Raw genomic sequence first — 16,418 nt, forward strand, 5'->3', positions numbered from 1 at the left:
TTCGTCTGCCAGTTTATAATATGTTATCCAACGCATTTTTAATGCTGATTATTTTAAACAGGTCGAGCACGGTCAGGACGATGAATACGACCAGCATCCAGCGCAGGAGCCGGGTATTGATCCGCGTAGCGTATTTCGAGGCGACGTACGCCCCGATCACATTCCCGATGGCGTGCACGAAACCGTATGCGTAGGCCACCTGCCCGTGATACATGAAGACCGCCAGCGTGCACGGGATATAGATCATTACGATGAAACTTTTCAGGGCGTTGGCCCGAATCACGTCGTAGCCCATCCCCATGATGGTCAGCCCCAGTATCACATATCCCATCCCGATCTGGAACGCTCCGCCGTACAGTCCGACCAGCAGGAACCACAGGTAGTCGAGTTTTTTCACTCCCCGCAGCGGCTTCCCGTTTCCCTTGAGTATCCGGTTCGGGCTGAACAGCAACAAAGCGAGCAGCAGGATCAGGACGGTAGCGAGCAACATCACGAACAGTGACGGATCGACCACGGCGGCGAATTCGGCGCCGACCAATGCCCCGACGGCCGTCGGAATGCCTAACTTCAGGCCGATCGAATAGTCCAACAAATGCTGTTTGCGGAAATTGAATGCCGCGGCCCCTACCTGAAAAAGCACCGGCAGCCGGTTCGTTCCGTTGGCAATGCCGATAGGCAGCCCCAGGGCGGTATAAACCGAAATCGACACGGCGGCCGCAGCCCCGGCGAAAGTATTGACCACGCCCACGAAGATTCCCGAACAGATCAGCAGTATGACGACCGGCAGGCTCACGTTCCCTTAATCCTCCGTCAATACGAAATCGTCGGCATCCAGATAGGCCGGGAATTTCTGGCGGAAAGCCTCCAGTTCGTCCATCGAAACGGTCGCCGAGACCATGCATTCCCGCGACGGGACGGCTTCGGCGAGCGGCTGTCCCAGATAGTCCAGGATAACGGAATCGCCCGAATAGACATTCCCCGGCTCCTCTCCGCAGCGATTGACGCCCACCACGTAAGCCAGGTTCTCGATGGCCCTCGCCCGCAGCAGCGAACTCCAGGCGTGCCGCCTCGCCTCCGGCCAACAGGCCACATAAACCAGCACGTCGTAATCCCTCCGGTTACGCGAAAAGACCGGGAACCGCAAATCGTAACAGATCATCGGGCATATCCGAAAACCTTTGTAGTGGACGATCAGGCGGGAAGTCCCCCCCACGTATTTTTCATGTTCGCCGCCCATCCGGAACAGGTGCCTTTTATTATAGGTGAGCCATACGCCGTCGGGCGTAAAGAAAAACAAACGGTTGAAATAACCCGTCTCCGGTTCCGTGCGCCGGACATGGTCCCGGATCGCCACGCTCGTGATAATCGCCTTGCCGGTCTTCACGGCTAAATCGCGCATGAATGTCACCACCTCGCCGTCCGTCTCCTGGGCGATCGAAGCGGGATCCATGCTGAAACCCGTAGCGAACATTTCGGGCAATACCACCAAATCGGCACCGGCAGCCTCGCGTTCGATCCATTCGGCGGCCTTACGGCAGTTCGCCGCCGGGTTTTCCCATACGATGTCCATCTGGAAGATGGCTATTTTCAGTCGTTTGTCCATGTCGGCATGTTCAAAAAGTTCGAATCGCGCAAAGTTACGCAGCCCGAAGGATTCGTGCAACGTTGCGGCGGATTAATTTCCGGTTTGTTCTTTCGCGGAAAATTCTATCTTTGCATATACAAAACAGGGGAGAAGACAAATTTTGATACGAGTTGCGAATTACAACCGGTTATCCGCCGCGCGGAAAACCGACAACGGTCTGTACCTGACCGACGAAGAGGGGAAAGAGGTATTGCTGCCGAACCGTTACGTACCCGAAAAATACGCCATGGGCGACACGATGGAGGTCTTCGTTTACACCGACTCGGAAGACCGGCTGGTGGCCACGACCGAAACCCCGAAAATTACGGAAGGGGGAATCGCCGCCCTCCAGGCCGTGGGATTCAACTATCACGGGACTTTTCTGGACTGGGGGCTGCCCAAAGACCTGTTCGTCCCCAAACGGAACCAGCAGGCGCCGATGCTGGTCGGGGAGTGGTACGTCGTCACGGTCTATGTGGACAATGTAACGGGCCGGGCCGTCGGGACCTCCAAACTGAACAAAATCATCAACAACGACGAAATCACCGTGCGGCCGAAAGAAGAGGTCGATATCCTGATCGCGGTACGGAAACCCAAAGGTTACCGGGTGGTCGTCAACGACCGGCACTGGGGCATGCTGTACGACAACCAGATCTTCACCGACGTAAAACTGGGCATGCGGATGAAAGCCTATGTGCGCAAAATCGCCGAAGACCACCGGATCGACCTGTCGCTCCAGCAGGAAGGATTCGACCAGGTGAAGATCGCCGCGGACGAGATATTGAAAATGATCGACGAAGCGGACGGCACGCTGCCCGTAGGCGACAAATCCGCCCCGGACGAAGTCCGGCTGCTGACCGGCATGAGCAAAAAGATATTCAAACGGGCCGTCGGTTACCTGATGAGCCACGGAGCGGTGGAGAGCGGGGACACTTCGGTCAGGCGTATCGAAAAGAAAAATATTTAAAAAACAGCTGGCGAAGAAAACGTTTTTTTGTACTTTTACCCGCCGGATTTTTCCGGAAACGACACCTTTCCCTTGCGCCTGACGGCTTCGGGAAAGGGTTTTTAATGCGCAGACAATTACCTTACAAAGACAATCATAATGAAAGTTGACGTAGTTCTCGGCCTGCAATGGGGCGACGAGGGGAAAGGAAAAGTCGTGGACGTGCTCACGCCCGATTATCAGGTCATCGCCCGTTTCCAGGGAGGGCCGAACGCAGGGCATTCGCTGCATTTCGCCGACAAAGTCCATGTGCTCCGCTCCATCCCGTCGGGTATTTTCCGCGATAACGCCATCAATATCATCGGCAACGGCGTGGTGCTCGACCCCGTGATGTTCGCTCAGGAAATCGGCGAACTGGAAAAACTGGGCGTCGATGTAACGGCCAAAATCCGGATCGCCAAGAAAGCGCACCTGATTCTGCCTACCCACCGGATGCTCGACGCAGCCAGCGAAGCGGCCAAAGGCAAAGCCAAGATCGGTTCCACCCTCAAAGGAATCGGACCGACCTATATGGACAAGACCGGGAGGAACGGGCTGCGCGTAGGAGACATCCTTTCTCCGTCGTTCATGGAACGTTACGAAAAGCTCAAGCAGAAACACGAGGCTATGCTGGCTCAGTTCGACTTCGAATACGATATCGCCGAATACGAGGCCCAGTGGTTCCAGGGAATCGAAACCCTGCGGCGTTTCGCGATCATCGAAGGAGAGCACGAAGTGAACCGCCTGCTGAACGAAGGGCAGGGCATTCTGGCCGAAGGAGCGCAAGGTTCGCTGCTGGACGTGGACTACGGCACCTATCCGTTCGTGACCTCTTCCAACACTGTCTGCGCCGGAGCCTGCATCGGGCTGGGCGTGGCCCCGAACCGGATCGGCGAAGTTTACGGAATCTTCAAGGCATACTGCACCCGCGTGGGCAGCGGGCCGTTCCCGACCGAACTTTTCGACGAGACCGGCCGAGAATTGCAGCGCATCGGCCATGAATTCGGCGCGGTAACGGGACGCGAACGCCGTTGCGGATGGCTCGATATGGTCGCCCTGAAATACAGTACGATGATCAACGGCGTAACGCAGCTCATCATGATGAAATCGGACGTACTGAATACCTTTCCGACCATCAAGGTGGCCGTCGCTTACGAAATCGGCGGCAAACGCGTAACGGAATTCCCCTACGAAACCAACGAAGAGATCACCCCTGTGTACCAGGAATTCGAAGGGTGGAATTGCGACATCAACAAAATCCGCCGTTACGAAGATTTTCCGCGGCAGTTCAAGGAATATGTCGAATTCATCGAGCGGGAAACGGGCGTTCCGGTCAAAATCATCTCGGTAGGCCCCGACCGCGAAGAGACCATCGTCCGGTAAACCGGAGACGAAATACATCGAGACCCTGAAAAGCTAAAAACAAAACCGATTTTGTTTTTAGCTTTTTATGTATTACTTTCACCTTGTTATGAAAATCGCACTGATAGGCTACGGCAAAATGGGACACGAAATCGAGAAGATACTCGTGTCGAGAGGGCATACGATCCCTTTGATCATCGACTTCGATAATACGGACCAACTTACGGCCGAGAATCTTAACGCATGCGACGTGGCGATCGAGTTCACCACTCCGGCTACGGCTTACGGCAATATCGTCTCCTGCCTCGAAGCCGGCATACCGGTGGTGTGCGGAACCACCGCATGGCTGGACCGCCTGCCCGAAGCGACCGAAATATGCCAACGGAACGGAGGCGCCTTCTTTTACGCCTCCAATTACAGCATCGGCGTCAATATCTTTTTTGCCGTGAACCGTCAGCTGGCCCGGATGATGAACCGGTTTCCGGAATACGACGTCACGCTGAACGAAGTGCACCACGTGCAGAAAAAAGACGCCCCGAGCGGTACGGCCGTGACACTGGCCGAGGACATTCTGACGGGCATAGACCGGAAGACCTCGTGGCAGCTGGGAACGACGACCGACCCGGAAAAACTGGAGGTGACGGCGCAAAGACGTTCCGTAGTGCCGGGCATCCATACGGTGGTCTGGGAATCGGAAGCCGACACGATCACGATCGACCATACGGCCAAAAACCGAAGCGGTTTCGCGATGGGAGCCGTACTGGCGGCCGAGTTTCTGGCCGGCAAACGCGGCGCCGGAAAAGTCTATGGCATGAAAGACCTGCTGGGATTCTAACCGAAACGACACGACATGAAGAAAGCGATCGAAAAGCTGCGGGAAATATGGGGGAACAAGTGGGTCAGGTTTTCGGTAGTGAGCCTGATCTACGTGCTCTGGTTCGTGGTCTGGACACGGAACCTGCTTTGGTTGCTGGGCGTGGCCGTCATCTACGACATCTACATCAGCAAATACATCAACCGACTCTGGCTCGACCGTTACCGGGCCTATAAAAAGGATCACAAAGCATTCCGCAAAGCGATGGAATGGGTCGAAGCTCTGCTATTCGCCGTGGTCGTGGTCGTTCCGCTGAAGATCTACTTTTTCGGGATGTACGTCATTCCCTCTTCGTCGATGGAGCGAACGCTGCTGACCGGCGACTATATTTTCGTGAGCAAACTGCATTACGGGCCTAAGATGCCGAACACGCCGCTTTCGTTCCCCTTCGTTCAGAACACGCTGCCTTTGACCGAAACCACGCCTTCGTACCTGGAGTGGATCCAGTGGCCTTATAAGAGGCTGGCGGGTCGGGATATAGTACGGAACGACGACGTGGTGGTTTTCAACTTTCCGGAAGGCGATACGGTGGCGCTGGGTTCCATTACCGTAAAGGACGAATACGGCCGTTCGACGGACACCGACGTATCGACGACCAGCTACTACGAATTGTTACGCTCGCTGGGGCGCGAAAAAGTGTACAGCGACCTGAAAGTCATGTACCGGCCGGTGGACAAGCGGGAAAATTACATCAAACGCTGCGTGGCGGTGGCCGGAGACACGATCCAAGTGATCGACGGGAACGTATTCGTGAACGGGCGGCAACAGCAAAACATACCGGGCGTACAATACATTTATCTGGTCAGCGTAACCTCGCCTATCGGCAACCGGGCCTTCGAACGACTGGGAATCAACACGGAAGAGGTCGGTTACAGCCCCGAAGCGGGACGATACACGATGCCGCTGACGGCCGAAGGCGTGGAATTGCTGAAGAGCCTGCCGGAAGTGAAAGAGATCGTCAGATATATCAACCGGATTCCCGGCGAGTCGATTTTCCCGCACGATCCGGCACGGTATCCCTGGACCGAAGACATTTTCGGGCCGCTGTGGGTACCGAAAGCCGGGACGACCGTGCCGCTGACGCTGGAGAACCTGCCGCTCTATGAACGGATTATCCGCAATTACGAAGGCAATACGCTGGAGGTGAATCGGACAGACGGTACGATTTATATAAACGGAACTCCCGCAACGGATTATACGTTTAAGATGGACTATTACTTCATGATGGGCGACAACCGGCACAACTCCGCCGACTCCCGTTTTTGGGGCTTCGTTCCGGAGGACCACATCGAAGGAAAAGCATCGTTCGTATGGCTCTCCATCACGCCCGGCAAAAACATCTTCACCGGAATACGGTGGGACCGCATGTTCCGCGGGATTCATTAAGCGACACTTGACACCAAACCTGATAAAAGAAAAATACCCAAACATTTACCATTTATGAACGAAGCATTGAAAATAGTGGTGCTCGCCAAACAGGTTCCGGATACCCGGAACGTGGGCAAGGACGCCATGAAAGCCGACGGTACCGTCAATCGGGCAGCCCTGCCGGCCATCTTCAATCCGGAAGACCTGAATGCCCTGGAACAGGCGTTGCGTATCAAAGACCGCTACCCCCGATCGACGATCACGATCCTGACGATGGGGCCGTTCCGTGCCGCAGAGGTGATCCGGGAAGCCATGTTCCGCGGAGCGGACGGAGGCGTACTGCTGACCGACCGTAAATTCGCCGGGGCCGATACGCTGGCCACGAGCTATACGCTGGCCTGCGCCATCCAGAAAATGAATCCGGATCTGATTATCGCCGGACGTCAGGCCATCGACGGCGATACGGCCCAGGTCGGTCCGCAAGTCGCCGAAAAACTGGGTCTGCCCCAGGTGACCTATGCGGAATCCATCGACGCAATCGACCTGCAATCGGGCGAAATCACCGTCCGCAGGCGGCTGGAACGGGGAATAGAAACCGTCGTCATGAAACTGCCGGGCGTGATCACCGTCAATGCGAGCGCGCCCGAATGCCGGCCGCGTAACGCCAAGATGGTCATGAAGTACAAACATGCCCGCACGGTAAGCGAAGTGCAGCAACAACAGGAGGATTACTACATGGCCCTGCACAAGGAGCGCTGTTACCTCTGCATCCCGGAGTGGGGCGCCGCGGACGTGAATGCGGAAGAAGCCTCGCTCGGTCTGAACGGATCGCCGACCAAAGTGAAAAAAATCGAAAATATCGTATTCCAGACCAAAGAAGCGAAACGCCTGACCGGCACCGATGCCGATATCGAAGGACTCGTCAAAGAGTTGATTTCTTCGCATACGATCGGTTAGCCGCACTTACCTGAACTCATACACCAACAGAAACCATCATGAACAACATATTCGTTTATTGCGAGATAGAAGAGGGGAAAGTAGCCGACGTTTCGCTGGAGCTGCTGACCAAAGCACGCGATCTGGCTTCGACATTGGGATGCCGGGTGGAAGCACTGGCGATCGGACATAACCTGCAAGGCATCGAAAAACAACTGGCCACTTACGGAGCGGAAATCGTCCACGTGGCCGACGGAGAGGAGCTGGCGCCGTTCCGCACGCTTCCCCACGCCGCCGTCGTCTGCGGCGTCTTTAAGGAAGAGAAACCGCAGATAGCCCTCTTCGGAGCCACCTGCACGGGCCGCGACCTCGCCCCGCGCGTATCGTCGGCCCTGCACAGCGGGCTGACAGCGGACTGCACCTCGCTGGAAATCGGCGACCACAAGGAAGCCAAAACCGGGAAAGAATACAAAGACCTGCTGTATCAGATCCGCCCGGCGTTCGGCGGGAATATCATCGCCACCATTATCAACCCCGACTGCCGCCCGCAGATGGCCACGGTACGCGAAGGCGTCATGAAAATGGAACCCGTAGCGAACCCGTCGCCGGCAGAGGTGAAAACCGTCGATTACAAAAAATACCTCGGCGACACGGATTTTGCCGTTAAAATCGTGGCCCGCGAGATGGAAGAACGGAAAATCAACATCAAAGGCGCCCCGATCATCGTCGCCGGAGGCTACGGCATGGGTTCCAAAGAGGGATTCGGCCTGCTGTACCAGCTGGCGGAAGTGTTGGGAGCCGAAGTCGGCGCTTCGCGGGCGGCCGTGGATGCCGGATTCGCCGAACACGAACGCCAGATCGGACAAACGGGAGTTACGGTACGGCCGAAACTCTACATCGCGTGCGGCATCTCGGGACAGATCCAGCACACGGCCGGCATGGACGGCAGTTCGATGGTGATCTCGATCAATACCGATCCGGAAGCGCCGATCGGCAAGATCGCCGATTACGCCATCGTAGGAGACGTGAACACCGTTATCCCGAAGATGATTAAGTACTACAAACAGAACAGCAAGTAAACGGACATGGCTAACTTTTTCTTAGACAACAAAGATATACAGTTTCATCTGGACCATCCCCTGATGAAAAAGATCGTGGACCTCAAGGAACAGGGGTTCCGGGACAAAGGCGAATACGATTACGCGCCGGTGGATTTCGAAGACGCGATGGACAGCTACAAGAAAGTGCTCGAAATCGTGGGCGACGTGGCGGCCAATACGATCGCCGCGAATGCCGAATCGGTGGACAAAGAGGGCCCTAAGGTGGAGAACGACCGGGTCGTTTATGCACGGGGGACACAGGAAAATCACGATATGCTGACGCAGGCCGGCGTGTACGGCATTTCGCTCCCGCGACGTTTCGGCGGCCTCAATTTCCCGCTGGTGCCTTATGTGATGACCTGCGAACTGGTCAGCCGGGCCGATGCCGGTTTCGGAAATATCTGGGGATTGCAGGACTGCGCGGAAACCCTGCATGAATTTGCCAGCGAGGAAATCAATGCCGAATACCTGCCGCAGATCAACAAAGGGGCGACGGCGGCGATGGACCTGACCGAACCGGATGCCGGATCGGACTTGCAGGCCGTGATGCTCAAAGCGACGCCGAATCCGGACAAGCCCGGCGAATGGCTGCTGAACGGCGTCAAACGCTTCATTACCAATGGCGACGGCGATATTTCGCTGGTGCTGGCCCGTTCGGAAGAGGGGACGACCGACGCGCGCGGCCTGTCGCTGTTCGTTTACGACAAGAAACACATGGCGGTCAAGGTACGCCGCATCGAGCACAAGCTGGGGATCATCGGTTCGCCGACCTGCGAACTCGTATTCACCAATGCCCCGGCCAAACTGGTGGGCGACCGTAAAATGGGGCTGATCAAATACGTCATGGCCCTGATGAACTCGGCCCGCCTCGGTATCGGAGCGCAATCGGTCGGCATCATGGAAGCGGCCTACCGCGAAGCGCTGAAATACGCCAACGAACGCGAACAGTTCGGTAAACCGATCATTCAATTCCCGGCGGTTTACGAGCTGCTGACCAATATGAAAGCACGTTTGCAGGCCAGTCGCGCCCTGTTGTACGAAACCGCCCGGTTCGTGGACGTTTACAAAAACTATTTCCACATCGAAAAAGAGCGTAAACTCGAAAAAGAGGAACGCGACGAGATGAAGAAGTACCAGAAACTGGCCGACGCTTACACCCCGTTGTTGAAACTCTTTTCATCGGAATACAGCAACAGCGTGGCTTACGACGCGCTCCAGATCCACGGCGGGTCGGGCTTCATGAAAGATTACGCCATCGAACGTATCTACCGCGACGCACGCATCACCACGATCTACGAAGGGACGTCGCAGTTACAGGTAGTCGCGGCTATCCGGGGCGTGACCACCGGCGTATTGCTGAGCCAGATGCAAGGCTACGAAGCGATCAGACCGGTTCCGGAACTGGACAACCAGTACCGTACCCTGGTAACGATGCGCGAACAGTACGAAGAGGCGGTGAAAACCGTCCATGAAGCCGCCACGAAAGAGGGCAACGACGCCGACCTGCTCGATTTCCATGCCCGCAGGCTGGTGGAAATGGGAGGCTATATCATCATGGGCCACCTGCTGCTCCAACAGGCGAGCCACCCGACTGCCGGGGAAGAGTACCGCATTTCGGCCATCGCCTTCATCAAAGAAGGACAGGCGAAGTGCAACGCCCACCTGAGCTATGTCAAGGAGTTCGACCCCGACAGCTTAGGCTATTTCAAAATGGTACTCGAAGAGAAAGCCGAAGCGTAAGCACTGCGACGGATGTGCAAGCGTCCGGTAGGAAATATTTCTCCTGCCGGACGCTTTTTCAATGAAACAGAGCGTTTTATTTGAGGCGGCTATTACAATTTTTACACAAACTTCCCGATAACTCCGTTTCGGCTCCGTACCGGACGGCATGAAGCGGTGCAAACCCGGGCAAAAGACCCCGAGAGTCCGGCGCAAGCCGAAAAATCAGGCAGTGCAAAGTAGTATATAATTACCTTATTTGATTCCTTTATCGCCCTGATGCCAGTCGATCGGGCAAGCCTCGCCGTATTCCTCGAAATGCTGCAACGCGTCGATCATCCGCAAAGTCTCTTCCGTACTGCGGCTGAGCGGCAGATCGTTCACCACCTGATGCCGCACCGTTCCCTCTTTGTCGATCAGGAAGCTGCCCCGATAGGCCATCGCCGGCCCTCGGAAAGCCACTTCCCCGTTGTCGGAATAGAGGTAATCTCCGGCCAGTACATCGTAATTCTGCATGATCGTTTTCGACGGATCGGCCACCAGCGGATATTGCACCCCTTCGATGCCGCCTTCCTTTACCGGCGTCGAAAGCCATTTCTGATGGACGAACTGCGAATCGCCGGAACAACCGACGACCGCGACATTCCTTTTTTCAAACTCTTCCGACAAACGCTGGAAAGCAAGCAGCTCGGTCGGACAAACCGCCGAAAAATCGGCCGGATAGAAAAAGAAAAGGACATATTTTTTACCCAGATATTGTTCCAATGAAAATTCCGGAACGATCTCGCCGCCGTTTATCACTGCGGCAGCCTTGAAAACAGGGGCTTTCTGCCCCACAAGTACTGACATGGTTTTTGTATTAGGTTCGTAATGCACGCTATAGCAGCATAAACTATGCCACAAGCACAAATCAACGATACGATTCTATCCGAAATCCCGGCCGGCCCGGCGGTGCCGACTGAATAAAACATTTCCAAGCCCGACAAGAAGCTCCCGCCGGAATCAATAGGGTGGATACGGATAAAATACACTGAAAATCAGACTTACACGAAGACAGGATAAAGTCGCATAATCCTATCGCATATGCCCGACCTTAGCGATAAGGCACGATCTGAGGCTGGCCGGCCGCAAAGTTGGCCTCCCGGAAATCCTGTTCGTTCGAAACGGAAAAATAACTGTATCCCACCTCCGGCGGCCGGTTGAAGGCATAGCCGAGCCGTATCTGGATATTATTGAAGATCAACCGTTCGTTTTTGATCCGGACGCCGGCCCCGATAGCACCGGTAAAGCGATTCCGGAACAGGTTGTTGTCGTACCCCATCCACCCGGCATCGCCGAACAGGAAAAAGGCGAACCGAAAATGATAGAGGAAGAGGGGAGTGAACAGAACCGTCTCGGAACTTAACGTCAGCCGGTTATAGCCCGCCAGCCAGGAGTTGGCCGACATGCCCCGGATGCCTGTCCCGTAACGGTTTTCGTAACGGAGCGCCTCGCGTTCCCCTTTCAGGCGGTTGAATCCCATCGTAGCAGACAATACGCCGAACTGCCGGATATAACTCGTCCGCACACGCAGCAACGGAGTGAAATATTTGATCCGGCCAGTAATAACAGACTGCTGCAACCGGTAGTCCGGCGTGAAAAAAGAGCCCAAAGACACTCCCGCTTCCACATAATGGTCACCGACCAGGTTTCCCCAATAACCCCGAAACCCCCAATAATCCCGCGGGCCGAGTTTTTCTTCCCACTGGCGTCCGCCGACCAGTTCCACTCGAAAGCCGTAAGGAATGTCTTCCGTCCTTCCGTAACCGTAAATCATATTTCCCTGGAAATAATTGCGCCGGGCGAAACCGAGGCTGAACAGCAGCAGTTCGCTGTTATGATAATAGGGATTCAGGGTTTCCGTTACCTGCGGACGGTTGCTGTATTGTTCCTTGCTCAGCGATGCCGCGACATAGACACTCGTTCCGTTGCGCCAGTTCAGACACCATGATTTGCCGAACCAGCCGCTTACCCGGAAGCGGTTGATATAATAGGACGTATCGGTCAGCGTCAGTTCTTCCCGTCTGTAAGCCCTTTCCACATCCGCGCCGAAAGCCCAGTCGGAAGGCAATATGAAAGGATGGTCTACCGTAAACTGCCCGATATTGCGATTGGCGCCGACTCCCATTCTGACCGTCACGTCGGTGAAGCTGCCGAGCAGATTCCGGGCCGTATAATCTATTTCCGTCCCGATATTCTTCAACCCTCGTTCGCTGCTGAAAATCAGTTTCAGTTCATCGCCCGTACCCAGAAAGTTACGGTCGAAAACGGAAAGTTCCTTCTCGGTGCTTCCCCAACGGGCGTCGCCGCTGATCGACCAGTTGTCGCGCGCGAAAATATGGACCGTTACGCCCGTCGAATCGCTCGGATCGGGCATAACGACAAAGTAGGCGGTGGCCAGATTGGGCAGGCTTCGGAGCAGCTCCTCGTTGATTCCCATGACATAAGGGTTGAGCCTGTCGCCGGCTTTGAACAGCAGATTCTGGACGAGTTGTTCGCGACGGGTGCGGATGTGTATCTTGTCGATGACCCGTTGCGCCCAACCGACTTTTTCGGAAGTATCGCGCGGCGAAAAGACATTGGCCTGCGTGATATGGATCGCCGTTATCCGTTTCCCGGCATATTGTTCGAAATAGAGGCGGTTACGTTTGAAATCCAGCATCGGAGGCCCCTCGTCGCTGGCATTCCGGCTGCAGATCAGAGACCGGACCAGAAAACGGGTAACCGGGTTTTTGTACCGACGACGGCGGAGCGTATCGTAAAACGCGTCGGCCTGTTCGCTCTGTTCCCGGTAATTGATCGGCACGACGATGGTATCGCTGTGCATCTGATCGTCGTAATTGGCCGGCGGCACGGCCCCGGACGGAGGAGGCGTCTGCCCGTTAGCGAACGCGACAGAACAAAAGCAAAAGAGTAGAGCAGCGATATGTTCGCATCTACACATCGTCCGAACGGAACTGATACCCCAGCCGCTTGCCGGTCTGAAGTTTCGAGTTCTCGATTTTGGTATTCATCTGGTCCACCGTCACCAGTTTGACCGTATCGTACGGGGGGACGAGCAGGTCGAAGTCCAGCGTGTAGGCCATCGTGTTTTCGATGATCTCGGTCAGCGCTTCCGGCGTAATGGCCCCCTGTCCGAAATTATCGTGCCGGAAAGTCACCTGCCGTTTCCCTTCGACCATATACTGGAAATCGCGGTTGATGAAAATCCGCGCCACCAGGTACCCTTCGTCCGCCGACCGGTTGTACTTGAACGAATCGGCCAGGAAGTTGTAGATATTGATGACGCCGCAATAGGCGTTCTGCTTGTCCTGCTTCACATAGGAATTCTGCCAGATGATATTTTCCCGTTCGAACTGGAAGACGTTCGTGTGCATGCTGAAGATCAGAATGTCGCCGGCCATCTGGAGCTGGGCCTCGAATTTCCCGCGGTCGCGGTACTCCATTTTGACCCGCTTGTCGGTAGTCCCCTCCAACCGGTCGTTCACCTCCACCGCATACTCCTGCAATATCTCCTTGAGCTGCCCGAAAACCTGCTGCGTATTGTCGAAGATATGCTGCAACAGGGCCGACTTCGTTTTGAGCGTTTCGATGATCTGTTCCCGCTTGCCGCCTCCGGCGGCAGGTGTATTGTTGCCTTCCATATCGAAGTTTAGGTAAGAATCTCTGAATCTAAAACGATTGTACGGTTTTCCGCAGCGCCACCAGCCGCTCCAACATGTTTTCCATACGGTCGAGCGGCAGCATGTTGGCTCCGTCGGACAGGGCGCAGGCCGGATTCGGATGCGTCTCCACGAACAGGCCGTCCACACCTACTGCGATGGCGGCGCGCGCGACGGTTTCGATCATCTCCGGATGCCCGCCCGTCACGCCGCTACTTTGGTTCGGCTGCTGGAGCGAATGGGTGATGTCCATCACCACCGGAAAACCGGTCCGCTGCATGATGGGAATACCCCGGTAATCCACGATCAGGTCGTAATAACCGAACGACGTCCCGCGGTCGGTCAGCATGACGTTCCGGTTCCCGCATTCGGTCACCTTTTCGGCCGCGAACGCCATCGACTCCGGCGCCAGGAACTGCCCCTTCTTGATATTCACCCATTTGCCGGTTTCCGCCGCAGCGGTGATCAGGTCGGTCTGCCGGCACAGGAACGCCGGAATCTGCAACACATCGACATACTCGGCGGCCATGGCCGCTTCGTCGGGATTGTGGATGTCGGTCACTACCGGCACGCCGAATTCCCGCCGCACTTTCGCCAGCAGATTGAGGGCGTTGATATCCCCGATTCCGGTGAAAGAGTCGGCCCGGCTGCGGTTCGCCTTACGATACGACGCCTTGAAAATATAGGGAATCCCCAAGCGGGAAGTGATTTCGACCATCCGGGCCGCCGTGCCCATCACGACCTCCTCGCTCTCCACCACGCACGGCCCCGCCATCAGGAAAAAGGGGCCTTTTTTATCGTCGTCGGTAAATCCGGGTATCACGACACGGATATCTTTGTTCTTCGCCCCTGTGTGGCTGCACTTCATCGTCATAAAAATCGCTTTTTCGTGTAAATCTAATCATTTTCCGGGGAAACCCAAGCACGGTCTAATATTTTCCCCTCCACAGCTCGTCCATGCGGGCTTTCAGTTTGTTTTCGGCCGGATTGTCGGCCGGTTCCCAGAACCGTTTGCCGCTCAGCCCTTCGGGCATGAACTCCAGCTCGGCGAAATGACCCGGAAAATCGTGCGCATACTTGTATCCCGTACCGTATCCCGCCTGTTCCATGAGTGGGGTAGGAGCATTCCGCAAGTGGAGCGGCACCGGACGGTATCCCTCTTTCTCGACCTGCGCCAACGCCTTGTTGATCGCCGCATAGGCCGAATTGCTTTTCGGGGAGGTCGCCAGATAAATGGTCGTCTGGGCCAGGGTGATCCGCGCTTCCGGCATCCCGATGTTGTGCACCGTATGGAAGCAGGCATCCGCCAGCAGCAGGGCGTTCGGATTGGCCAGCCCGATGTCCTCGGAAGCCAGTATGCAGAGCCGCCGCGCAATGAAACGCGGCTCTTCGCCTCCGGCCAGCATACGCGCCAGGTAATAGATCGCAGCGTTGGGATCGCTTCCCCGGACGCTTTTGATGAACGCCGAAATCACATCGTAGTGTTCCTCGCCGTTCTTGTCGTATCGGGCGACGTTCTGTTGCAGGGCCGCGCGTACGGTCGCGTCGTCGATGACCACCGTTTCCCCGCCGGCCGTGCCGCAGATCATTTCGACGATGTTCAGCAGTTTGCGGGCGTCGCCTCCGCTGAAACCGAGCAACGCACCGGTCTCCTCGATACGAATATCCATCTGTTTCAGCTGCGTGTCTTCCGAAACGGCCCGGTCGAGCAACTTCAGCAGGTCTTCTTCGCCCAGCGGTTGCAGGATATAGACCTGGCAACGCGACAAGAGCGGCCGGATCACCTCGAACGACGGATTCTCGGTCGTCGCCCCGATCAGGGTCACGGCTCCCTGCTCCACGGCCCCCAACAGCGAATCCTGCTGCGCTTTGTTGAAACGGTGGATTTCGTCAATGAACAGCACCGGAGGAGCGGAATCGAAAAAACGGCTCGATTTGGCTTTTTCCAACACTTCGCGCACTTCTTTTACTCCCGCATTGATCGCGCTGAGCGTAAAAAACTGACGATCCAGCGACCGGGCCATGATTCGGGCCAGCGTCGTCTTGCCCACACCGGGAGGCCCCCACAAAATGAAAGAAGAGAGGTTGCGCGAAGCCACGAACTTGCGCAGCACGCCGTCCGGTCCAACCAGATGCGTCTGGCCGATATATTGATCCAGCGTCGCGGGACGCATCCGCTCCGCCAAAGGTATGTTGCTCGTCATATATACAAAGGTAATCTTTTCTCAAATTATTATAACTTTGGTCCGGAATAGCCGTTACACGATGACGAAAATAGGCCTGATTTCCGACACGCACGGAACATTCGACGATAAAATCAAACATTTCCTCGATCCGGTGGAACAAATCTGGCACGCGGGCGACATCGGATCGCTGGAGCTGGCCGATCGGATTGACGCGTTCCGTCCGCTGACGGCGGTTTACGGCAATATCGACGACCACCGGGTACGTTCCGTATACCCGAAATTCAGGCATATCGTCTGCGAAGAACTGAGCGTAGTGATGACCCATATCGGCGGCTACCCGGGACGGTACGAACCGGAAGCCCGCATGTGGATCGAAAAGGTGCGCCCGAACCTGTTCATCAGCGGCCATTCGCATATCCTCAAAGTCATCAACGACAAAAAGTACGGTCTGTTGCATATGAATCCGGGAGCGGCCGGTTACGGTTATCAGGGCGTGCGGACGGCGTTGCGCTTCACCGTCGAAGGCGACCGGGTCGCCGAGCTGGAAGTAGGGGAGTTCTGAG

Annotated in this window: 15 protein-coding genes; 8 read left to right on the forward strand and 7 right to left on the reverse strand. The window is 55.9% G+C overall.

Going from position 1 to position 16,418, the window contains the following annotated elements:
• Positions 1-13: 13 nt before the first annotated feature.
• Positions 14-793 carry a sulfite exporter TauE/SafE family protein gene (locus tag RIKMI_RS0100130; RefSeq protein WP_027289973.1) on the reverse strand — a complete coding sequence of 260 codons (780 nt, stop codon included), beginning with the start codon at positions 791-793 and terminating at the stop codon, positions 14-16.
• A gap of 6 nt (positions 794-799) precedes the next feature.
• Positions 800-1,603: an amidohydrolase gene (locus RIKMI_RS0100135; RefSeq protein ID WP_051214173.1), complete on the reverse strand. Its 804-nt coding sequence runs from the start codon at positions 1,601-1,603 to the stop codon at positions 800-802.
• A 142-nt stretch (positions 1,604-1,745) separates the two neighbouring features.
• On the opposite strand from RIKMI_RS0100135, the gene RIKMI_RS12380 reads away from it, so the two are divergent.
• The 7 genes from RIKMI_RS12380 to RIKMI_RS0100170 all read left to right on the forward strand — a co-directional run bounded on the left by RIKMI_RS12380 (position 1,746) and on the right by RIKMI_RS0100170 (position 9,989).
• Entirely contained in the window at positions 1,746-2,591 is an 846-nt protein-coding gene (locus RIKMI_RS12380; RefSeq protein WP_037291177.1) for a CvfB family protein, read from the forward strand.
• A 138-nt stretch (positions 2,592-2,729) separates the two neighbouring features.
• Positions 2,730-3,992 (forward strand): adenylosuccinate synthase, encoded by a 1,263-nt coding sequence (locus RIKMI_RS0100145; protein WP_211224104.1) that lies wholly within the window; start codon positions 2,730-2,732, stop codon positions 3,990-3,992.
• 88 nt (positions 3,993-4,080) lie between these two features.
• Positions 4,081-4,806, forward strand: coding sequence for a 4-hydroxy-tetrahydrodipicolinate reductase (gene dapB / locus RIKMI_RS0100150; RefSeq protein ID WP_027289976.1), 726 nt, complete (start codon positions 4,081-4,083; stop codon positions 4,804-4,806).
• A 15-nt stretch (positions 4,807-4,821) separates the two neighbouring features.
• Complete coding sequence (lepB, locus tag RIKMI_RS0100155) at positions 4,822-6,231, forward strand: signal peptidase I (RefSeq protein WP_336433343.1); 1,410 nt, start codon at positions 4,822-4,824, stop codon at positions 6,229-6,231.
• A 54-nt stretch (positions 6,232-6,285) separates the two neighbouring features.
• Positions 6,286-7,170, forward strand: a complete 885-nt coding sequence (locus RIKMI_RS0100160) for an electron transfer flavoprotein subunit beta/FixA family protein (protein ID WP_027289978.1) — start codon at positions 6,286-6,288, stop codon at positions 7,168-7,170.
• A 38-nt stretch (positions 7,171-7,208) separates the two neighbouring features.
• Positions 7,209-8,228 (forward strand): electron transfer flavoprotein subunit alpha/FixB family protein, encoded by a 1,020-nt coding sequence (locus tag RIKMI_RS0100165; RefSeq protein WP_027289979.1) that lies wholly within the window; start codon positions 7,209-7,211, stop codon positions 8,226-8,228.
• A gap of 6 nt (positions 8,229-8,234) precedes the next feature.
• Positions 8,235-9,989 (forward strand): acyl-CoA dehydrogenase family protein, encoded by a 1,755-nt coding sequence (locus RIKMI_RS0100170; RefSeq protein WP_027289980.1) that lies wholly within the window; start codon positions 8,235-8,237, stop codon positions 9,987-9,989.
• Positions 9,990-10,223: 234 nt separating this feature from the next.
• Here RIKMI_RS0100170 and RIKMI_RS12385 read toward each other — a convergent pair whose 3' ends face one another.
• From RIKMI_RS12385 to RIKMI_RS0100195, 5 genes are all read right to left on the reverse strand, one after another.
• Positions 10,224-10,817 (reverse strand): peroxiredoxin, encoded by a 594-nt coding sequence (locus tag RIKMI_RS12385; protein ID WP_037291178.1) that lies wholly within the window; start codon positions 10,815-10,817, stop codon positions 10,224-10,226.
• A gap of 244 nt (positions 10,818-11,061) precedes the next feature.
• Positions 11,062-12,834 carry a BamA/TamA family outer membrane protein gene (locus tag RIKMI_RS0100180; protein WP_147288468.1) on the reverse strand — a complete coding sequence of 591 codons (1,773 nt, stop codon included), beginning with the start codon at positions 12,832-12,834 and terminating at the stop codon, positions 11,062-11,064.
• Positions 12,835-12,943: 109 nt separating this feature from the next.
• Complete coding sequence (locus RIKMI_RS0100185; RefSeq protein ID WP_027289982.1) at positions 12,944-13,651, reverse strand: hypothetical protein; 708 nt, start codon at positions 13,649-13,651, stop codon at positions 12,944-12,946.
• A gap of 28 nt (positions 13,652-13,679) precedes the next feature.
• Positions 13,680-14,543 (reverse strand): 3-deoxy-8-phosphooctulonate synthase, encoded by an 864-nt coding sequence (gene kdsA / locus RIKMI_RS0100190; protein ID WP_256620804.1) that lies wholly within the window; start codon positions 14,541-14,543, stop codon positions 13,680-13,682.
• 55 nt (positions 14,544-14,598) lie between these two features.
• Positions 14,599-15,873 carry a replication-associated recombination protein A gene (locus RIKMI_RS0100195; RefSeq protein ID WP_027289984.1) on the reverse strand — a complete coding sequence of 425 codons (1,275 nt, stop codon included), beginning with the start codon at positions 15,871-15,873 and terminating at the stop codon, positions 14,599-14,601.
• A 61-nt stretch (positions 15,874-15,934) separates the two neighbouring features.
• Here RIKMI_RS0100195 and RIKMI_RS0100200 point away from each other — a divergent pair, with 61 nt between their 5' ends.
• Complete coding sequence (locus RIKMI_RS0100200) at positions 15,935-16,417, forward strand: metallophosphoesterase family protein (protein WP_027289985.1); 483 nt, start codon at positions 15,935-15,937, stop codon at positions 16,415-16,417.
• The last annotated feature ends 1 nt before the right edge of the window (position 16,418 follow it).

Source organism: Rikenella microfusus DSM 15922 (assembly GCF_000427365.1).
GTDB classification, from domain to species: Bacteria; Bacteroidota; Bacteroidia; order Bacteroidales; family Rikenellaceae; genus Rikenella; species Rikenella microfusus.

Bases quoted from the DNA above. Each gene is read 5' to 3' on its own strand.
- RIKMI_RS0100135 (WP_051214173.1), bottom strand. From the start codon at position 1,603: ATGGACAAACGACTGAAAATAGCCATCTTCCAGATGGACATCGTATGG.
- RIKMI_RS0100185 (WP_027289982.1), bottom strand. From the start codon at position 13,651: ATGGAAGGCAACAATACACCTGCCGCCGGAGGCGGCAAGCGGGAACAG.
- RIKMI_RS12385 (WP_037291178.1), bottom strand. From the start codon at position 10,817: ATGTCAGTACTTGTGGGGCAGAAAGCCCCTGTTTTCAAGGCTGCCGCA.
- RIKMI_RS0100195 (WP_027289984.1), bottom strand. From the start codon at position 15,873: ATGACGAGCAACATACCTTTGGCGGAGCGGATGCGTCCCGCGACGCTG.
- dapB (WP_027289976.1), top strand. From the start codon at position 4,081: ATGAAAATCGCACTGATAGGCTACGGCAAAATGGGACACGAAATCGAG.
- RIKMI_RS0100200 (WP_027289985.1), top strand. From the start codon at position 15,935: ATGACGAAAATAGGCCTGATTTCCGACACGCACGGAACATTCGACGAT.
- RIKMI_RS0100165 (WP_027289979.1), top strand. From the start codon at position 7,209: ATGAACAACATATTCGTTTATTGCGAGATAGAAGAGGGGAAAGTAGCC.
- RIKMI_RS0100180 (WP_147288468.1), bottom strand. From the start codon at position 12,834: ATGCACAGCGATACCATCGTCGTGCCGATCAATTACCGGGAACAGAGC.
- RIKMI_RS0100170 (WP_027289980.1), top strand. From the start codon at position 8,235: ATGGCTAACTTTTTCTTAGACAACAAAGATATACAGTTTCATCTGGAC.
- RIKMI_RS0100145 (WP_211224104.1), top strand. From the start codon at position 2,730: ATGAAAGTTGACGTAGTTCTCGGCCTGCAATGGGGCGACGAGGGGAAA.
- RIKMI_RS0100160 (WP_027289978.1), top strand. From the start codon at position 6,286: ATGAACGAAGCATTGAAAATAGTGGTGCTCGCCAAACAGGTTCCGGAT.
- kdsA (WP_256620804.1), bottom strand. From the start codon at position 14,543: ATGACGATGAAGTGCAGCCACACAGGGGCGAAGAACAAAGATATCCGT.
- lepB (WP_336433343.1), top strand. From the start codon at position 4,822: ATGAAGAAAGCGATCGAAAAGCTGCGGGAAATATGGGGGAACAAGTGG.